Genomic DNA, 17,295 nt, shown 5'->3' with positions numbered 1-17,295 from the left:
CTATCCGGTTAGTCCGGGCACACCGGGGCTGTAGGTTGCCCCTTCTTGCTCATCTCGAACTGTGGGATGTCGCCCGCGGTGGGACCGCCACGGAACTTCGGCGAGGGGTTCTGGCCGCTGCTGATGCGCTCCAGCTCCTGCTGCGCGTAGATCTCTTCCTTGCCGAGCATGATGGCCGTGTCCTCGTTGGTGATCTCACCGTTGAAGGCGCGGACCATGACGCTGCGGTCGAACTGGCCCTCCCATTTGGCTACTACGAACGTTGCCACGCAGTTGCCGAGCAAGTTCACCACCACGCGCATGGAGTCCATGAGGCGGTCGGCTCCCAGGAGGAGGGCGACGCCGGCAACCGGGAAGATGCCGAGGGCGGCAGCGGTAGCGGAGAGTGCCAGGAAGGACGAACCCGGTACGCCAGCCATGCCCTTGGAGGTCAGGAGCAGCACGCCCAGCGCTGCCAACTGCTGGCCAAGATCAAGGTTGTGGCCGAAGGCCTGAGCCAGGAACAGCAGCGAAATGGAAAGGTAGATCGCGGCGCCATCCAGGTTGAACGAGTAGCCCGTGGGAACCACCAAACCGGTGGTGGCGCGGGAGCAGCCGGCGTTGGTCAGCTTGGTCATGATGCGCGGCATGACAGCTTCTGTGGAGGCTGTGCCGAGCGCCAGCAGGAATTCTTCCCGGGTGTACTTCAAGAAAGCCCACAGCGGAACGCGGGCGAATCCCCAAGCCACCAGGAACAGCAGGCCGATGAAGATGATCGCTGCGCCGTAGCAGGCCGCAATCAGGAGGGCATAGGTACTGAGCGTCCCGATCCCGTACTGGCCAATGATGAAGGCCATGGCACCGAAGGCACCGATGGGGGCCACCTTCATGATCCAGGACATGATCTTGAAGATCAGTTCCAGGACGGTTTCCATGAGGCTGATGACCGGCAGGCACCGTTCGCGGCCAATGACCACAATGGCTGCGCCGAAGAAGACTGAGAAGAAGAGCACCTGAAGCAGGCTGTTGTTGGCAAAAGCACCGATCACGCTGACGGGAATGACATCCAGGATGAATGCTGCGGCGTCCTTGGGAGGCGCATTGCCGGTCTTGGCGTTGAGCGCGTCCTGGGAGAGCGTAGCGGGATCGATATTAAGGCCAGCACCGGGCTGAACGATGTTTCCGACGATGAGCCCGAAAACGAGGGCGAAAAGAGTGGCACCGGTGAAGTACAGGAGCGCTTTGACCCCGACCCTTCCGACCGCCTTGACGTCGCCCACTGCCGAGATACCCGTGACGATCACGAGGAAAATCAGCGGGGCAATGATCATCTTGATGAGTTGAATGAATCCATCGCCCAGTGGCCGGAGGGCGGACCCAATGGTCGGCCAAAAATGACCGATGAGTACACCTGCGACGACGGCGATCAGGATTTGAAAAAAGAGCGACTGGTACAGCCGCTTTTTCTTCTGCGGGGCCGAACTCGCCTTCAGCGCCGCGGAGTCTGGGATCTTCATTGTTCTGAACCAATCAGTTGTGAACAGCCTCACATTTTGTGGGGTTTTTCAAATGTAAGCCTGCTCACACCATTCCGCAAGGGGAAATTCAGTTTCCATATTGTGGAAGTCACATTTGGTTGAAAGCCTGATGGACCCGGGCCTCCACCACCCCTTTTGACGCAGAAATGCCCGTGACACACCCCTCCAAGGGCGTGTCACGGGCATTCGAAATGCACAGTGGGTGGTGGCGGTACAGGACTCCCGTTGAGGTGCGCGGATCCGCTAGCCGCGGCCCACGAACGGCATGCCGGCAGCCGTCACCACCAGGGAACCCACACTGGCCGACGCCGGCATATTGGCCATCATCAGCACGGCACGGGCAGCGTCCTCCACGGGGAACATGGGCTCCACTTTTCGGCTGCCATCAGCCTGCAGGGCACCCGAGCCCACACCAATGGTGTCCATGATCTCGGTGCGGGTATTGCCGATGTCGATCTGCCCGCAGGTGATGCCAAACTCCCGCCCGTCCAGCTCGATGCTCTTGGTCAGGCCCGTCATGGCGTGCTTGGTGACCGTATAAGCCACCGACCCGGGCCGGGGCGAGTGCGCTGAGATGGAGCCGTTGTTGATGATGCGGCCACCCTGCGGCACTTGGGCTTTCATGGTTCGCACCGCCTCGGCCGCACACAGCATGGAACCGGTGACGTTTACGCGCAGAGTCGCTTCCCACTCGTCCACGCTGATCTCGCCCACGTCGCCCGCCGGGCCGAAGATGCCGGCGTTGTTGAACAGCACATCAACCCGACCCCAGCGTTGGCGGACCTCCGCGAAGAGGCGCGCGACGTCGTCGGGCGCTGTGACATCGCAGGGAACCGCCAGCGCATCCGGGTGATCGTCCGCAGTCTCCAGCAAGTGCACCTCACGGCGGCCGGCCAGGGCAACGCGGTAACCTTCGGCGAGCATGAGCCTGGCGACGGCTCGCCCAATACCCGAACCGGCCCCGGTCACGACGGCGACCCTCGGGTTTGTGGGCGGGCTGGAGTCAGTCATGTGGTTGCCTTTCAGGGAAGTGCTTGTGGCAGCGTCAAGCCGTCAGCGCGCGGCTTCGGCGTTCTGGTTTGCGGCCGGCTGGGATGCAGTTATCGGCCAGCCTATGACAGTCTTCGGACGCGGCGTGGCGTAGGTCCTCACTTTGGATGTGGACAAGCCGAGGCGCACGAGGGATTCAGCGATGGTGACCGCTGCAGCTACGCCGTCCACCACGGGGACGCCCGTGCGCTGACGGATCTGCTCGTCCAGCCCGGCCATGCCGCCGCAACCGAGGACAATAACCTCGGCTTTGTCGTTATGAACAGCTTGCTCCGCCTGGCTGACGATTGCTTCAACAGCACGCTCCGGGTATTCCTCGAGCTCCAGCACGGCCATGCCGCTGGCCCTCACGGAAGCGCAACGTGCTTCCAGGCCGGCGAGCTTGAGGCGGTCCTCGATGAGCGGAACGGCCCGGTCCAGTGTGGTGACCACTGAATATTTGTGTCCAAGGAACATCGCGGTGCTGGCTGCGGCCTCGGTGATGTCCACCACCGGGACGTCCAAGAGTTCCTGAAGGCCTTCGCGGCCGTGTTCGCCGTAGCCGGCCTGGATGACGGCGTCGAACGGTTCCGGATAGTTCACCACGGCATCCATGACGGCGATCGCTGCAAGGTAACTCTCAAAGTTCCCCTCGCAGGAGTCGGCGCCGAACCGCGGAGTGATGCCGACGATTTCGGTGCCCGGGGCAGCGGCCGCACGGGCCTGGGCGGCGATGGAGTCCGTCATGGACTGGGTGGTATTGACGTTTGCGACAAGGATGCGCATGGTTTTCCTCTCAACGGCAGCGCCCGTCCCCTGCCGGGTGACCTTGGTCCACTTGCTGGGACTCGATAAGTCAGTGACCGGGAGGACGGGCGAGGCCTCGATGTTCGGTAAGTCAGTGGGTGCTGGCGACGGCGATCGGCTCGCCGGAGACGTCCTCATGGAGCTGCTTCTTGTCAGCCACCGCGAAGAACGTGAGCGCAGCTACACCTGCACCAATAAACCAGGCGAACGGAGCTGCGGGCGCCAGTGCCGGAATGAAGGCGATGGCGATGGCGATCGCCGCCGCCGGGATCATCGCAATGATGGCCTTAGGGTTGACGCCCCGCTTGTAGAAGTACGCGCCCTTGGGATCCTCGGTGTAGAGCTCGGGCACGTTGACCTTGCCGCGGCGGACCAACCAGTAATCAGCCATGATGACGCCGAACAGCGGCCCAAGCAACGCACCCAGCCCGCCCAGGAAGTACACAATGACGATCGGGTTGTTGTACAGGTTCCACGGCAGGATCACCAGGCCAATGGTGCCACTGACCCAGGCGGCCTTGCGGAAGTTCAGGTGCCTCGGGAAGAGGTTGGTCAGCGCATAAACCGGAGCGACGAAGTTGGCCATCAGGTTCACTGCCACCGTCAGGATCAGCAGGGCGAGGCATGCCAGGACCAGCAGCAAGGTGTTCGGGATGCTCTGCACGATGTCCGAGGGACTCTCGATGACAGTGCCGTTGATCTTGTACTGCCCGCCGGCCATGACCACCACAATGGCGCCGAAGACCAGCATGTTGATGGGGATGCCCCAGAAGTTGCCCTTGACGATGGACTTCTTGGAGGTGGAGGAGCGCGTGAAGTCACAGAAGTTCAGTACGAAGGTTCCGTAGATGGACACCCACAGTGCACCACCGGCGAAGATGGTGAGCCACATTTCCCCACCCTCAAGGCCCTTGATGCCGGACCACTGGATAGCGCCACCAGCTTCGATGAACACCCACACGGCAATCGCTGCCATGGTCACCAGGATGACCGGGCCTGCGAACGCCTCGTACTTGCGGATCATCTCCATGCCGAAGCTGACGATCACCAACTGCACGATCCAGAGAGCCACGAAGGAGAACCAACCCAGGGTTGAGAGGCCAAGAACGGAGTTGCTGTCCAAGTCCTTCAGGCCCGGTGCCATGGCAACCAACATCACACGGAGGACCACCGAGGCCAGGTAGGTCTGGATACCGAACCATGCCACGGCAACGGCGCCGCGAACCAGGCTGGCGATCTGCGCACCCCTGATACCAAAGCTGATGCGGCTCATGACAGGGAAGGGAACGCCGGTCTTCTGGCCCATGAACCCCGAGAAGTTCAGGAGGGCAAAGAGCAGGATGGCACCGATTCCGAGCGCCACCAGGATCTGCCAGCCACCCAAACCGAGGGAGAACAGGCCGATGGCAAAGGCGTAGTTACCCAGGCTGTGGACGTCGTTGGCCCAGAGGGTAAAGATGCTGTAGCTGGTCCACTTGCGGCCTTTGGCTTTAGTGGGAGCGAGGTCAATGTTGTAAAGACTGGGGCTGATGGTACGGCCTGATGCTTCGGAAGCAATAGCGCAAAGGTCCGTGTTGCCTACGGACGGGTGGTTGGGGCCACCTGCTGGTGCGTCTCCCGGAGTACCAGTGACGCCGACTGATGAAGTCGTCTGCATCGTGGATCTCCACTTCGTACTGATTCCACAATACGGAATCTAGTTATTGAATAGTGAAAGCACTCTATGACTCAGGTCACGTAACGTCAAGAGTTCCCGGTGTATGCAGGGTCACATTCGGTTGCTTGAGCACTGCTTTCCCAGTTGACTGTTTTGGTTACGCAATCCGTGTTGACGCTGCCCATCAGCAGACGTAATCTCGAATTGCAGAATTTTATTCTCACAATACGAAATTCCTTGAGCGCCCCCACAGAGCAAGCGCCCAGACATTCAATGAAGAGAGGTTGGACGTGGCTGCAGGAGAAGAGACCTCACACATCCTCAGCGGGTTGACTGCCCAGCTGCCTGATCGTGATCCGGAAGAGACCGCGGAGTGGATTGAGTCCCTTGATGCGTTGATCGCGGAGCAGGGTACCGAGCGTGCCCAGTACATTATGCGTTCGTTGTTGCAGCGTGCTGGTGCCAGGTCGGTGGGTGTGCCGATGGTGACGACCACTGATTATGTGAACACGATCCCGGTGGACCAGGAAGCGCAGTTCCCGGGGAACGAGGAGTTCGAGCGCCGGTACCGGGCGTATATGCGGTGGAATGCTGCGGTGATGGTCCATCGTGCGCAGCGGGCCGATATTGGTGTGGGTGGGCATATTTCCACGTATGCCGGTGCTGCGACGTTGTATGAGGTGGGTTTCAATCACTTCTTCCGCGGTAAGGACCACCCCTCGGGTGGGGATCAGGTGTTCTTCCAGGGCCACGCCTCGCCGGGCATGTATGCCAGGGCTTTCATGGAAGGCCGCCTGACGGAGGAGGATTTGGACGGGTTCCGTCAGGAAAAGTCCAAAGTAGGCCACGCCCTGTCTTCCTACCCGCACCCGCGGTTGATGCCTGATTTCTGGGAATTCCCCACCGTGTCGATGGGTATCGGCCCGATGAACGCGATCTACCAGGCCCAGTCCAACCGGTACCTGCAAAACCGTGGCATCAAGGACACCTCCGATCAGCAGGTCTGGGCGTTCCTCGGGGACGGGGAAATGGACGAGCCCGAGTCCCGTGGCCTGCTCCAGCTCGCCGCGAACGAGAACCTGGACAACCTGAACTTCGTGATCAACTGCAACCTCCAGCGCCTGGACGGACCGGTCCGCGGTAACGGCAAGATCATGCAGGAGTTGGAGGCGTTCTTCCGCGGTGCGGGCTGGAACGTGATCAAGGTCGTCTGGGGCAGGGAATGGGATTCCCTCCTGGAAGCAGACCACGACGGGGCGTTGGTGAAAATCATGAACGAAACCCCCGATGGTGACTACCAAACCTACAAAGCCGAGTCCGGCGGGTTCGTCCGGGAACACTTCTTCGGTAAATCCCCGCAGACCAAAGACATGGTCGCGGACCTGGACGACGAGCAGATCTGGGGCCTCAAACGCGGCGGTCATGACTACCGCAAGGTCTACGCCGCGTACAAGGCAGCGACCGAATTCAAGGGCAAACCCACCGTGATCCTGGCCAAAACGGTCAAGGGCTACGGACTGGGACCCCACTTCGAGGGCCGCAACGCGACCCACCAGATGAAGAAGCTCACCATGGAAGACCTCAAAGCCTTCCGTGACCACCTCCGGATCCCCATCAGCGATGACCAACTCGACGCTGACCTCTACCGCCCCCCGTACTACCACCCCGGCATGGACGCCCCGGAAATCAAATACCTCATGGAACGCCGGGCAGAACTTGGCGGGTTCGTCCCCGAACGCCGCCGCAAACACACCGAGGTGACCCTCCCCGACGCGAAATCCTACGAAGTCGCCAAACGCGGATCCGGGAAACAACAAGCCGCCACCACCATGGCCTTCGTCCGGTTGTTGAAGGACCTGATGCGGGACAAAAACTTCGGCGCCCGGTTCGTGCCCGTCGTCCCGGACGAATCCCGCACCTTCGGGATGGACGCGTTCTTCCCGACCGCGAAAATCTACAACCCCAAAGGCCAGAACTACCTCTCCGTGGACCGCGACCTCGTCCTGGCCTACAAAGAATCACCCGCCGGACAACTCATCCACCCCGGCATCAACGAAGCCGGCGCCGTCGCAGCATTCACCGCCGCCGGAACCGCCTACGCCACCCACGGCGAACCCCTGGTCCCGATCTACGTGTTCTACTCCATGTTCGGCTTCCAACGCACCGGAGACTCGTTCTGGGCAGCAGCGGACCAAATGACCCGCGGCTTCATCATCGGCGCCACCGCAGGACGGACCACCCTCACCGGCGAAGGACTCCAACACGCCGACGGGCACTCCCCCATCCTGGCCTCCACCAACCCCGCCGTACGCACCTACGACCCCGCCTACGGCTACGAAATCGGCCACATCATCCGCCACGGCCTCGAACAAATGTACGGACCCGACACTGACGATGACAGAAATGTCATGTACTACCTCACCGTCTACAACGAACCCATCACCCAACCCGCGGAACCGGAAAACCTCGACATCAACGGGCTCCTCAAAGGCATCTACAAACTCGCAGACGCCCCCGCAGGAGAGGCCAACCGGCCCACCGCGAACATCCTCGCCTCCGGCGTGTCCGTGCCCTGGGCCCTCGAAGCCGCCCGAATCCTCAACGAAGACTGGGGAGTCGCCGCCGACGTCTTCTCCGTGACCTCCTGGAACGAACTCCGACGCGACGGACTCGCCGCCGAAGAACACGCCTTCCTCAACCCCGGCCAACCCGCCCGCACCCCATTCATCACCGAACAACTCAAAGACACCACCGGACCAGTCATCGCCGTGTCCGACTACATGAAAGCCGTCCCCGACCAAATCCGCCAATTCATCCCCAACGACTTCGCCTCCCTCGGAGCAGACGGCTTCGGCTTCTCCGACACCCGCCAAGCCGCACGCCGCTACTTCAAAAACGACACCCACTCCATCGTCGCCAAAACCCTGCAGTTGCTGGCGGCGAGGGGCGAGGTAGAGGAGGGCGCGCCGTCGTACGCCATTGACCGCTACAAGTTGCTGGACGTCAACGCCGGCACCACCGGTGGCGCAGGCGGCGACGCTTAAACAGCCCGCATCACCCAATTGGCGGCAGTGTTCGTGAAGAACACTGCCGCCAATTTGTGGTTGAGCGGGTTTTGTTGAGCCGGATTCAGGTGCCCAGATTCCTGCGATCGACGACGAAGCCGGTTGCCGCGTTCTCGCGAACCGCGTTGATGCCCGCCACTACGGCTTTCAGGTTGGGAAACTGTGGCGACACTGCCACAACCGTTCCATCCTCCGCGGTTAGCCTGAACCTGAATGAGTTGGTTCCTGCCTTGAGAATTTCAAAACTGCCAGCCATTTTCCCCTGTTCTTTCACGCGACGTTGCGTATCCGAGCTGACTTCATAACTCCTCCAAAGACGATATCGGCCATTTCAGGCCACCAAAAGCCCTACTGATCGGTAATCTACAACCGATATCGGTAGATCTCTTAGAAAGAACCCAGGAGCTAGAGACCGTATGGACCGCCGCGCGTATCGTGAGGATATGACTGACACCGGCACGGCCCCCACCACGGGCGTGCTGCTCGCTGCGGGCGCAGGAACGCGCCTGGGTCGTGGCCCCAAGGCGCTGCTGCCCTTCCGAGGCAGGACCTTGGTGGAAGTCCTCGCCGACACGTTGTTCGACGGCGGTTGCCGCGAAGTTGTGGTGGTGCTCGGTGCTGAGGCCGGCCACGTCAGGCGAAGCACCGATCTGGCCCCTCATGTGGTGGTGGACAACGAGAACTGGGCCAAAGGTATGGCCGGTTCCTTCCGCGCCGGCATTGACGCGGCCACGGCAGGAAACAGCATCATGGTGGCGCTGGTGGACCAGCCCGGGTTGACCCCGACGGCGGTGAGCAGGCTGCTGGGCAGCCACCGTCCCGGCCGGGTCACCGCAGCCGCCTACCCTGATGAGTCCGGCCACCTGAAACGCAGGCACCCGGTGATTTTCGACGTCGGACTCCGCGCCGAAGCGGCCGCAGCCGCGCACGGCGACACGGGCGCCCGATCCTTCCTCAAAGCGCATCCGGGCCTGGTGGACCTGGTGGACTGCAGTGATCTCTGCTCCGGGCAGGACCTGGACACGAAGGATCAGCTGCATCTTTTGGACGGCTAGCGACGGGTAAATTTGGGGACATGATCCGCATTGCAACTGACGATCCCGCGCGCCCTGATGTCCACCAGCTCCTCAGCGAGCACCTGGCCGATATGTTCGCCACCTCCCCGGCAGAGAGCGTCCATGCCTTGGACCACTCTGCGTTGTCGCACGAGTCGATCACGTTCTGGACTGCCCGCGAGGCCGGGGTTCTGCTCGGTTGTGGGGCGTTGAAGATGCTGTCCGCCGGGCATGCCGAGATCAAGTCCATGCGCACCGCCGCCAATGCCCGCGGGCGTGGTGTGGCAACACTGATGCTGGAGCACATTGTGACCGAAGCTGCCCGGTTGGGTTACGAGCGCGTGAGCCTGGAGACAGGAACCGAGGATTACTTCGCTCCGGCCCGCAGGCTGTACGCCCGGCACGGATTCACGGAGTGCCCGCCGTTCGGGGATTACACCCTGGACCCGAACAGCGTGTTCATGGAGCTCACCGTTTCACCCAAGTAGGTAGCAGATCAGGTCGTTCTCAGGGCTGGGAACGACCTGATCTGCTACCTAGTTGGGTTCGAGACGGGCGGGTGGGTCAGTTGGGCTACACGGGCGCGGTGGTGCGGTCGCGGAGGGCCAGGTAGATCTTGTCCCGCGCGATGGGCAGCTCGCCGAAACGAATCCCCGTGGCGTTGCGGATGGCGTTGGCCAGGGCGGGAGCCACGGGGTTGAACGGGCTCTCACTCATCGACTTTGCCCCCAGAGGGCCAGTGGAATCGTTGGTGGTAGCGAAGTACACCTCGCTCCTGGGCACGTCCGCGAACGACGGTATGTGGTACTGCCGCAGGATGTCCGTGGTGACGCGTCCGGCGTCGTCCACTTTCACTTCCTCATACAGCACCGCGCCAAGCGCCTGCGCAATGCCGCCCTCGATCTGGCCCCGGCACTGCCGCGGATTCACCACAACACCGGCGTCGGCGGCCTGGACACTTTGCAGGATCCGCAGCTCACCGGTTCCCGTATTAACAGCAACCCTGAAGCCGTGGACGTTGAAGGCGACAGATCGCGGCGTCCCTCCCCAGTTGCCGTCCGTGGCGAGTCGAACGCCTTGCAACCGGGCGGCGTCGACGATTTCCGTCAGAGACAACACCCGATCGCCGCATTCAACGCCACCATCCACCAGCCGGCAATCCGTCAAGGCCGCTCCGGTCAGCGAAGCGGCAACCGTCTGGATCCGCGTGGCAAGTTCCAATGCCGCTCCGAGGGTCGCCTTGCCGGCCACCACGGTTCCGGCCGAACCGAACGCGCCGGTGTCGTGCTCCACGAGGTCGGTATCGGACTGCCGGACTGCCACTTTGGACGCGGTGGTGGCCAAGGCCGTGGCGGCCAGCTGCGCATGGACGGTGGTGGTGCCGTTCCCGAATTCTGCAGTACCGACGTCGACGGCGAACCTTCCGTCCGCTTCCAGGCTCACCCGGGTGTGGGCGAAGTGGCCGCGGGGCGGGACGGTGTCGATCATGGACAGGGCTGAGCCCTCCCCCACCACCCAGTCCGGCCCAAGATCATCCAGCCCAGCGGCCCGGTACCGCTCCTTGCCCCGATCCAGAGCATCCCGGACCAAGGAAACACACTGGTCCAGTCCGTAGCTTCCGTAGTGCACGTCTTCTTCGGGCTCGGGCGTGGTGGAGAGCATGTGATCGCCGGGGCGGACCATGTTCTTGAGCCGGAATTCAAGGGGATCCATGCCTATGCCGATAGCGAGTTCGTCAATGGCCGACTCGATCGCGAAGATCATCTGGCTCAGCCCGTAACCACGGAAGGCACCGGCGGGGACAGTGTTGGTGTAGACGGCGTGGGCGTCCACCTTCTTGTTGACGCACTTGTAGACAGCCAGGGACTCGCCGCAGCCGTGGAACATCACGCCCGGGGCATGGTTTCCATAGGCGCCGGTGTTGGTGAGGACGTCCAGCTGGAGCGCAGTCAGATACCCGTCCCTGTTGGCGCCGGCCTTGAGCTTGATGGTGAACGGGTGACGGGTGGTGGTTGCCGTGAACTGCTCCGTGCGGGTGAACTCCAGCTGCACGGGCCTGCGGAGAGCCAGCGCCGCAAGAGCCACCAGGTCTTCGGTGAGAACTTCCTGCTTGCCACCGAATCCGCCGCCCACCCGGCCGGCCACCACACGGATGTTCTCCGGCGCCAGGTTGAACACCCGGCTCAGGGTCCTCTTCACCAGGAAAGGGACCTGCGTGGAGGACCGGACCATCAAGCGACCATCCTCATCCACCCAGGCAGTGGAGGCGTGGGTTTCCATGGCCACGTGCTGCAAGCGTTGGGTTTGGTACGTGTGTTCGTGGATAAAGTCGGCAGCAGCAAAGCCGTCAGCAACGCTGCCGAGTTCGGCATGGACCTCGGCCACCACGTTCTGGAGCGGGCGGGAAATACGGGAAAAATCGCCGTCCTTTTCCCCATGAATCGCCGGGGCTCCGGGAAGGATGGCCTCCTGCGGAGTGAACACCGGCTCAAGGAGTTGATACTGCACCTCCAGCGCCCGGGCACCTGCTTCAGCTGCGCCCACGGACTCAGCCACCACGGCGGCAACCCGCTGCCCTATGAACCGCACCACGTCATCCAACACCCGCGTGTCATCGGGGTCGTCAGTGTAATTCTCGTGTTGGGCCGAGGAGAACAGCAGTTCCGGCGCATCCTCATGGGTGAAGACCGCCACGACGCCGGGAACAGCCAGTGCCGGAGCCTTGTCAATGGACACGATCCGGGCATGGGGATGCGGCGAACGCAGGAGCTTCATCTGCAGCAGGCCCGGAAGCTGCTCCGCCGGTACATCAAGGGTGTACCGGGCGGTTCCGGTGACCACCGCGTGGCCGGCGGGTGCGGGAACGTCGTCGCCGAGCTGTCCGGGCGTGGCGGGAACAGCGGCTGGTGGCTGCGCCCCCGAAACTACTTGCGCCCCCGAAACGTCAGCTCCGGCGTCGTGCTGGTGCCCGCCGCGGCCTTCCGCGTGACCGCCGCCGTGACCGCAGACCGCATCCGCAATGGAGCGGTAGCCGGTGCAGCGGCACAGGTTGCCCTTGAGGTTGCGGGGCAGGTTGGCGCGTTGTTCGTCGTCGAACGTTGCAGCGGTCATCATCATGCCGGCGGTGCAGAAACCGCACTGGAACCCCTGGGCCTCCAAGAACTGCTCCTGCACAGGGTGAAGACCGTCCGCGGAAGCAAGGCCTTCGATGGTGGTGACGGCTTTGCCCTCGGCACGGACTGCCGGGTAGATGCAGCTGTGAACGGGGGTGCCGTCGACGTGGACCGTGCAGGCACCGCAGTCACCGCCGTCGCATCCTTTCTTGACGCCGAAGTTGCCCTCCTCGCGGAGGAAGGTGCGGAGGCATTGTCCTGGGCGGGGTGTGGCCTGCGAGGCAGAACCATTGATCTCAATTGCCATTGCGGGCCTCCTTCTGGGCGTTTGGTGTTTTCGCTTGCGTGGCTGGCTGGGTGGACGGCTGGGGCGAGGTGGCATGCGGCGGCCAAAAATCACCGGACACGCTCATGGACTCGCCCAGGAGCTCCGCCCTGATCTCTTCGGCAAGCTTGAGCGTCATGTCCCGCCGCCAGGCAGGGAGCCCGTGGATGTCGTCGTGGTACAGCGGCCAGGGAATGGAATCGCCGACGGCGTCAGCCAGCGTCCCGGCGTCGGGAACCTGCCCGGTGGGGAACCTCAGTTGCACGGGCCGTTTGGTGGAGGCGGTGACGGTGATGATCAGGCTGCCGTCGGGGTCGAGCCGTCCGATCAGGAGCACACCGGAACGGCCGAGGTTGCTGAGCGACAAACGCCGGAAAGCCACTCTTGCGGAGAGCGCGGTGGCTGACAGCTGGATGCTGCGGAGCAACTCCCCCGGGGCCAGGACAGTCTGCATATCCCCCGTGACGACGTCCGCCACCGGGACTGTCCGGCTGGTTCCGTCCGGGCTGAAGATGGTGGCCACGCCGTCCAGTCCTGCGCACAGTGAGGTCATGGGTCCTGCCGGGAGGCCGGTGCAAATGTTGCCACCTACCGTGGACATGTTCCAGATCTTGAACGAGGCCACGAACGAGTCGCAGCATGGGCGGATCAGTGCCAGTCCCGGCCATTCTCGATTGGCTGTTTCCGTGGATACCGGCAAGGCGTAGAGCTCAGCGACGGTGCAGGTTGCGGCCAGTTCGATGCCCGCATCCGTGACACTGATGGCAGGCCAGTCCGCTTGTCCGAGGTCAAGGAGCCGCTTCAGGACGGTGCTGCCGTAGGAGAAAAGGACAGTGCCTCCGGCGAGCCAGGCGTCGCCGTCGCGCCACTGTGCCGGGTCCGTGGTGGGGACCACGGCCTCGATGGTGTTCATGTCCATGGGTCCTCCTGAGTGAGGTGTTGGGTAGCCGCCGGGATCGGGGATGGATTAACCGGGGCTGGGTGAATCGGGCCGGTGCTGTCCCTGAGGGAAGGGAACCCGGGTGTGCTGGCTTGTCCGGCGGCACCGCGGTTGGCGATGATTTCTGCCGTGATGGACACGGCGACTTCGGCGGGAGTCACCGCGCCGAGGTTCAGGCCGATGGGCGAGTGCAGCCGTTCCAAAGACTCCAACGGTGTGCCTGCATCCAGCAACGCATCGATCCGTTGGCGGTGGCTGCGCCGCGAGCCCATGGCCCCCACGTAAGCGAGCCTCAAGCGGAGGGCGCTTTCGATCAAGGGAACGTCGAACTTGGGGTCGTGGGTCAGGATGCACACCACCGTGCGGGAGTCGATGCGTCCTGCCGCTGCCTCCGTTTCGAGGTAACGGTCCGGCCAGTCGGTCACCACTTGGTCTGCTCCTGCAAAGCGGCTCTGCGTCGAGAAGGCAGACCGGGCATCGCAGAGGGTCACGTTGTAACCGAGGAGCTGCCCGGCAGGCAGAAGGGCCGCACTAAAGTCGTTGGCACCGAAGATCAGCATCCGTGCAGCCGGCAAACGGCTTTCGACAAACAGCGTGATGGGCTCCGGCTGGGCTTCTTCCTGAGGAGGCATGGCCAGCCTTTCGGTGGTCATCCAGCCGTCGATGCATCCCTCCGGCGGTGCCAGGCGGACCAGGCCGGCCCGCCCGCCCTGGAGCAGCGGCTCCAACTGGGCAGCGGCGGCGAAGAGTGTGGAGGGGTGGTCGCCCAACAATATGGCGAGTTCCTCGGATTCCATGGCCCGGAACCGGACAGGATCATGGACCACCATGACTCCGCCCTGGGAATCGAGCCGGCGGATCAGGGCCGCAGGGTGCTGAGTTTCAGCAAGCACGGAAAGTTCGGCAGAACCAGCGCTGAGGGGTTGGATATGGACTTCCAGTTCCCCTCCACAGGTGAGCCCGACGACGAACGCGTCCTCGGAGCTGTAGCCGAACGACTCAAGGCGAGGGCCGCCGTCGCGCATTGCTTCCAAGGCCGCCTCCACCACGGCGCCTTCCACGCAACCTCCGGACAAGCTGCCCAGGATTTCGCCGTCTTCGGAGACCATCATGGAGGTCCCCAGGGGCCGCGGCACGGAGCCGCCGGTCCCTACGATCGTGGCCACAGCACACAATTGGCCGGAGACCGCAGGCCGCCAGCTGCCCAGTGAAGGCATCAGATCCAGCATGGCAACACATCCTTATTCCAGGTGTCCCGGCCAGGTGGCCCGGCCGGAGCAGTGCGCGATCTTGCCCCATATTCTCATTTCCAGAGGATGTTGAGGGGAAGTCGCGGTTAATCAGTAAAAGTTCAATCAGCAAGAGTTCATAGGAACGGGGGCAAGGGCTTCATCTCCCTGCCCCCGTTCCCTGACGGAGCGTCCGGCTCCACCGCCGCCCGCCGTCGTGCCTTTTCCCGTCCGCAAAGTTCGGGAATTACGACGACGGCGGACGCCTATTCGTGCGGTGGGCACCGGCGGACCGCCGATCGAAGTGCCGGAAGGGTGCCCGCCGGCGCGGGGTGAGGCTCCGGGCTAGACGCCCATCAGGGTGTTGATCGGGCCGCGGGCGAAGTAGATGATGAAGCCTGCCGTGACCACCCACATGAGCGGGTGTACTTTCTTGGCTTTGCCCGACGCCGCGCTGATCACGGCGAAGGAGATGAACCCGACGCCGATGCCGTTGGCGATGGAGTACGTCAGCGGCATGGTCACGATGGTCAGGAAGGCCGGGAGGGCAATCGAGAACTTGGTGAACTTGATCTCGCGGATCTGCGCCATCATCATGGCACCCACCACCACCAGGGCTGCTGCTGCTACTTCCAACGGAACAACCGAGGTGAGCGGTGTGAAGAACATGGAGCCCAGGAACAGCAAGCCGGTGACCACCGAGGCCAGGCCGGTGCGTGCGCCTTCGCCAATGCCCGCGGCCGAGTCGATGTACACGGTGTTGGACGAACCGGACGTTGCGCCGCCCACCACTGCGCCCATGCCTTCAACAATGAAGGCCGACTTCAGTTTGGGGAACGTACCGTCCTTGTGTGCCACGCCGGCGCTCTTGGCCAGGCCCGTCATGGTGCCCATGGCGTCGAAGAAGTTGGTGAACACCAAGGTGAAGACCAACATGGTGGCAGCCAATCCGCCGATCCTGGCGAATGAACCGAAGAGATCGAACTGGCCCACCAGGCTCAGGTCCGGAACCGAAACGAGCTGGCTGGACAGGATAGGTACGTTGAGGTGCCAGCCGCCGGGGTTGTCGGCGGTACCGGGACCGATGTGGAACACGGCCTCGGCAACAGCGGCGAGGACAGTGGTGGCGACGATGCCGATCAGCAAGCCGCCCTGGATCTTGCGTGCCACGAGGATGCCCATGGTCAGCAGTCCAACAATGAAGACGAGGGTGGGGATGGACGTGATGGAGCCGTTGTCCCCCAGCTGGACCGGAGGGCCGCCCGTTGTTGCGCGAACGAATCCGGAATCCACGAAGCCGATGAAGGCAATGAACAGGCCGATGCCAACGGTGATGGCGGCCTTGAGCTCCTTGGGGACTGCTTTGAAGATCGCCGTCCGGGCGCCGGTGGCACCGAAGAGGACAATCAGGATGCCGTTGATGACCACCAGGCCCATGGCTTCGGGCCATGTGACTTCCTGAATGACTGCGACGGCGAGGAAGGAGTTGATGCCCAAGCCGGCGGCCAGGCCGAACGGCAGGTTGGCGACGAGACCGAAAACGATGGTCATGACGCCGGCAGTCAGGCCGGTGACAGCGCCAACCTGCGCAGCCGAGAGCCAGCCCCCAGCCACGTCAACAGGGGCGTTGTCTGCCGAGAAACCACCCAGGATGAGCGGGTTGAGGATGACGATGTACGCCATGGTGAAGAAGGTGACCAGGCCGCCGCGGAATTCACGGGCCAACGTTGAGCCACGTTTGGAGATCTGGAAGAACTTGTCCAGAAAGGAGTTCGACACCGGCGGCTTGCTGTTGCCGGTTGCCGTGTGCTTTGCAGCTGTGGGCTCTGCGCCCTCTCCTTGGGGAAAGAGTGCAGCCTGCTTTTCAGCTGAATTGTCCAGGATTGTCATGTCAGCCACCGGGCCCTAGTAGTCAATCCTGGAATCAAGCGTGTTCCATGTGGTGAACGGCTGGAGGGCCTCCGGAGCCTGGGGGTCGCCCAGTTCCAGCTTGGCTACCGGCATCAGCGCGTCCCGGTTGTCGTTCTCGAAGTACTCGTAGAAGACGGCGTCGTCAAAGCCAACGGATGCGGCGTCGTGACGGTCTGCGGCAAAGAACACGCGGTCCACGCGTGCCCAGAGAGCGGAAGCCAGGCACATGGGGCATGGCTCGCAGCTGGTGTAAAGGGTTGCTCCGCTGAGATCGAAGGTTCCCAGTTCGCGGCAGGCGTTACGGATGGCCGTGACTTCTGCGTGTGCGGTGGGATCGTTCGTTGCGGTGACGCGGTTGACGCCTTCGAAGGCTCGTCCGTCCGCGGTGACAATGAGGGCGCCGAAGGGGCCTCCACTGTTAAGGACATTGGCTGTTGCCAGCTCAATGGATGTGGCCAGGAATTGCTCGGCCGTGACGGTTGTACTCATGTTGCGACTTCCTTAGTGCTGAGGAAGCCAGGTGACCTGTTTGGGGGCGCTACAGAGATGAGCTCCAGTTAGCTTGGTTACCAGGCTTCAGCATGTGCGATGAAGGTTAAGTTGCGCCTGGTAGATAGCTTCCCGAGGTCCGGGTGCCCGCCTTTGGC

Annotated in this window: 13 protein-coding genes; 3 read left to right on the top strand and 10 right to left on the bottom strand. The window is 62.8% G+C overall.

Annotation, left to right across the window (positions count from 1 at the left end; all coding sequences use genetic code 11):
• Positions 1–8 precede the first annotated feature (8 nt).
• The 4 genes from AR689_RS15985 to AR689_RS15970 all read right to left on the bottom strand — a co-directional run bounded on the left by AR689_RS15985 (position 9) and on the right by AR689_RS15970 (position 5,010).
• Positions 9–1,496 carry a cation:dicarboxylate symporter family transporter gene (locus tag AR689_RS15985; RefSeq protein ID WP_062071692.1) on the bottom strand — a complete coding sequence of 496 codons (1,488 nt, stop codon included), beginning with the start codon at positions 1,494–1,496 and terminating at the stop codon, positions 9–11.
• Between the two features lie 264 nt (positions 1,497–1,760).
• Positions 1,761–2,528, bottom strand: a complete 768-nt coding sequence (locus tag AR689_RS15980) for an SDR family oxidoreductase (protein ID WP_062071689.1) — start codon at positions 2,526–2,528, stop codon at positions 1,761–1,763.
• A 42-nt stretch (positions 2,529–2,570) separates the two neighbouring features.
• Positions 2,571–3,332 (bottom strand): aspartate/glutamate racemase family protein, encoded by a 762-nt coding sequence (locus AR689_RS15975; RefSeq protein ID WP_062071687.1) that lies wholly within the window; start codon positions 3,330–3,332, stop codon positions 2,571–2,573.
• A 112-nt stretch (positions 3,333–3,444) separates the two neighbouring features.
• Entirely contained in the window at positions 3,445–5,010 is a 1,566-nt protein-coding gene (locus tag AR689_RS15970; protein ID WP_062071685.1) for an NCS1 family nucleobase:cation symporter-1, read from the bottom strand.
• 290 nt (positions 5,011–5,300) lie between these two features.
• On the opposite strand from AR689_RS15970, the gene aceE reads away from it, so the two are divergent.
• Positions 5,301–8,054, top strand: coding sequence for a pyruvate dehydrogenase (acetyl-transferring), homodimeric type (gene aceE / locus AR689_RS15965; RefSeq protein ID WP_062073840.1), 2,754 nt, complete (start codon positions 5,301–5,303; stop codon positions 8,052–8,054).
• 85 nt (positions 8,055–8,139) lie between these two features.
• On the opposite strand, the gene AR689_RS15960 is transcribed toward aceE, so the two are convergent.
• Complete coding sequence (locus AR689_RS15960; protein WP_044569301.1) at positions 8,140–8,331, bottom strand: YegP family protein; 192 nt, start codon at positions 8,329–8,331, stop codon at positions 8,140–8,142.
• Positions 8,332–8,491: 160 nt separating this feature from the next.
• On the opposite strand from AR689_RS15960, the gene nboR reads away from it, so the two are divergent.
• Both nboR and AR689_RS15950 read left to right on the top strand, forming a co-directional pair.
• Complete coding sequence (nboR, locus tag AR689_RS15955; RefSeq protein ID WP_062071683.1) at positions 8,492–9,130, top strand: nicotine blue oxidoreductase; 639 nt, start codon at positions 8,492–8,494, stop codon at positions 9,128–9,130.
• A 20-nt stretch (positions 9,131–9,150) separates the two neighbouring features.
• Positions 9,151–9,618, top strand: a complete 468-nt coding sequence (locus AR689_RS15950; protein ID WP_062071681.1) for a GNAT family N-acetyltransferase — start codon at positions 9,151–9,153, stop codon at positions 9,616–9,618.
• 85 nt (positions 9,619–9,703) lie between these two features.
• On the opposite strand, the gene AR689_RS15945 is transcribed toward AR689_RS15950, so the two are convergent.
• The 5 genes from AR689_RS15945 to AR689_RS15925 all read right to left on the bottom strand — a co-directional run bounded on the left by AR689_RS15945 (position 9,704) and on the right by AR689_RS15925 (position 17,137).
• Complete coding sequence (locus AR689_RS15945) at positions 9,704–12,550, bottom strand: molybdopterin-dependent oxidoreductase (RefSeq protein ID WP_062071679.1); 2,847 nt, start codon at positions 12,548–12,550, stop codon at positions 9,704–9,706.
• Positions 12,540–13,487: an FAD binding domain-containing protein gene (locus tag AR689_RS15940; RefSeq protein ID WP_062071677.1), complete on the bottom strand. Its 948-nt coding sequence runs from the start codon at positions 13,485–13,487 to the stop codon at positions 12,540–12,542. Before AR689_RS15940 ends, AR689_RS15945 begins: the two co-directional genes overlap by 11 nt.
• Complete coding sequence (locus AR689_RS15935; RefSeq protein WP_062071675.1) at positions 13,478–14,737, bottom strand: XdhC family protein; 1,260 nt, start codon at positions 14,735–14,737, stop codon at positions 13,478–13,480. Before AR689_RS15935 ends, AR689_RS15940 begins: the two co-directional genes overlap by 10 nt.
• Before the next feature lie 345 nt (positions 14,738–15,082).
• A complete protein-coding gene (locus tag AR689_RS15930; RefSeq protein ID WP_062071673.1) occupies positions 15,083–16,636 on the bottom strand; it encodes an NCS2 family permease in 1,554 nt (517 codons plus the stop codon).
• Between the two features lie 6 nt (positions 16,637–16,642).
• Complete coding sequence (locus AR689_RS15925; RefSeq protein WP_062071671.1) at positions 16,643–17,137, bottom strand: nucleoside deaminase; 495 nt, start codon at positions 17,135–17,137, stop codon at positions 16,643–16,645.
• Positions 17,138–17,295 lie beyond the last annotated feature (158 nt).

Origin of the sequence: Arthrobacter sp. EpRS71, assembly GCF_001512285.1 — a bacterium.
Taxonomy (GTDB): domain Bacteria; phylum Actinomycetota; class Actinomycetes; order Actinomycetales; family Micrococcaceae; genus Arthrobacter.
The sequence above is the reverse complement of the archived record's forward strand: the minus strand, read 5'-3'. Positions and strand labels throughout refer to the sequence as shown.

Excerpts from the sequence above, each read along its gene's own strand:
- AR689_RS15985 (WP_062071692.1), bottom strand. The coding sequence starts at position 1,496 with ATGAAGATCCCAGACTCCGCGGCGCTGAAGGCGAGTTCGGCCCCGCAG.
- AR689_RS15980 (WP_062071689.1), bottom strand. The coding sequence starts at position 2,528 with ATGACTGACTCCAGCCCGCCCACAAACCCGAGGGTCGCCGTCGTGACC.
- AR689_RS15975 (WP_062071687.1), bottom strand. The coding sequence starts at position 3,332 with ATGCGCATCCTTGTCGCAAACGTCAATACCACCCAGTCCATGACGGAC.
- AR689_RS15970 (WP_062071685.1), bottom strand. The coding sequence starts at position 5,010 with ATGCAGACGACTTCATCAGTCGGCGTCACTGGTACTCCGGGAGACGCA.
- AR689_RS15960 (WP_044569301.1), bottom strand. The coding sequence starts at position 8,331 with ATGGCTGGCAGTTTTGAAATTCTCAAGGCAGGAACCAACTCATTCAGG.
- nboR (WP_062071683.1), top strand. The coding sequence starts at position 8,492 with ATGGACCGCCGCGCGTATCGTGAGGATATGACTGACACCGGCACGGCC.
- AR689_RS15950 (WP_062071681.1), top strand. The coding sequence starts at position 9,151 with ATGATCCGCATTGCAACTGACGATCCCGCGCGCCCTGATGTCCACCAG.
- AR689_RS15945 (WP_062071679.1), bottom strand. The coding sequence starts at position 12,550 with ATGGCAATTGAGATCAATGGTTCTGCCTCGCAGGCCACACCCCGCCCA.
- AR689_RS15940 (WP_062071677.1), bottom strand. The coding sequence starts at position 13,487 with ATGGACATGAACACCATCGAGGCCGTGGTCCCCACCACGGACCCGGCA.
- AR689_RS15935 (WP_062071675.1), bottom strand. The coding sequence starts at position 14,737 with ATGCTGGATCTGATGCCTTCACTGGGCAGCTGGCGGCCTGCGGTCTCC.
- AR689_RS15925 (WP_062071671.1), bottom strand. The coding sequence starts at position 17,137 with ATGAGTACAACCGTCACGGCCGAGCAATTCCTGGCCACATCCATTGAG.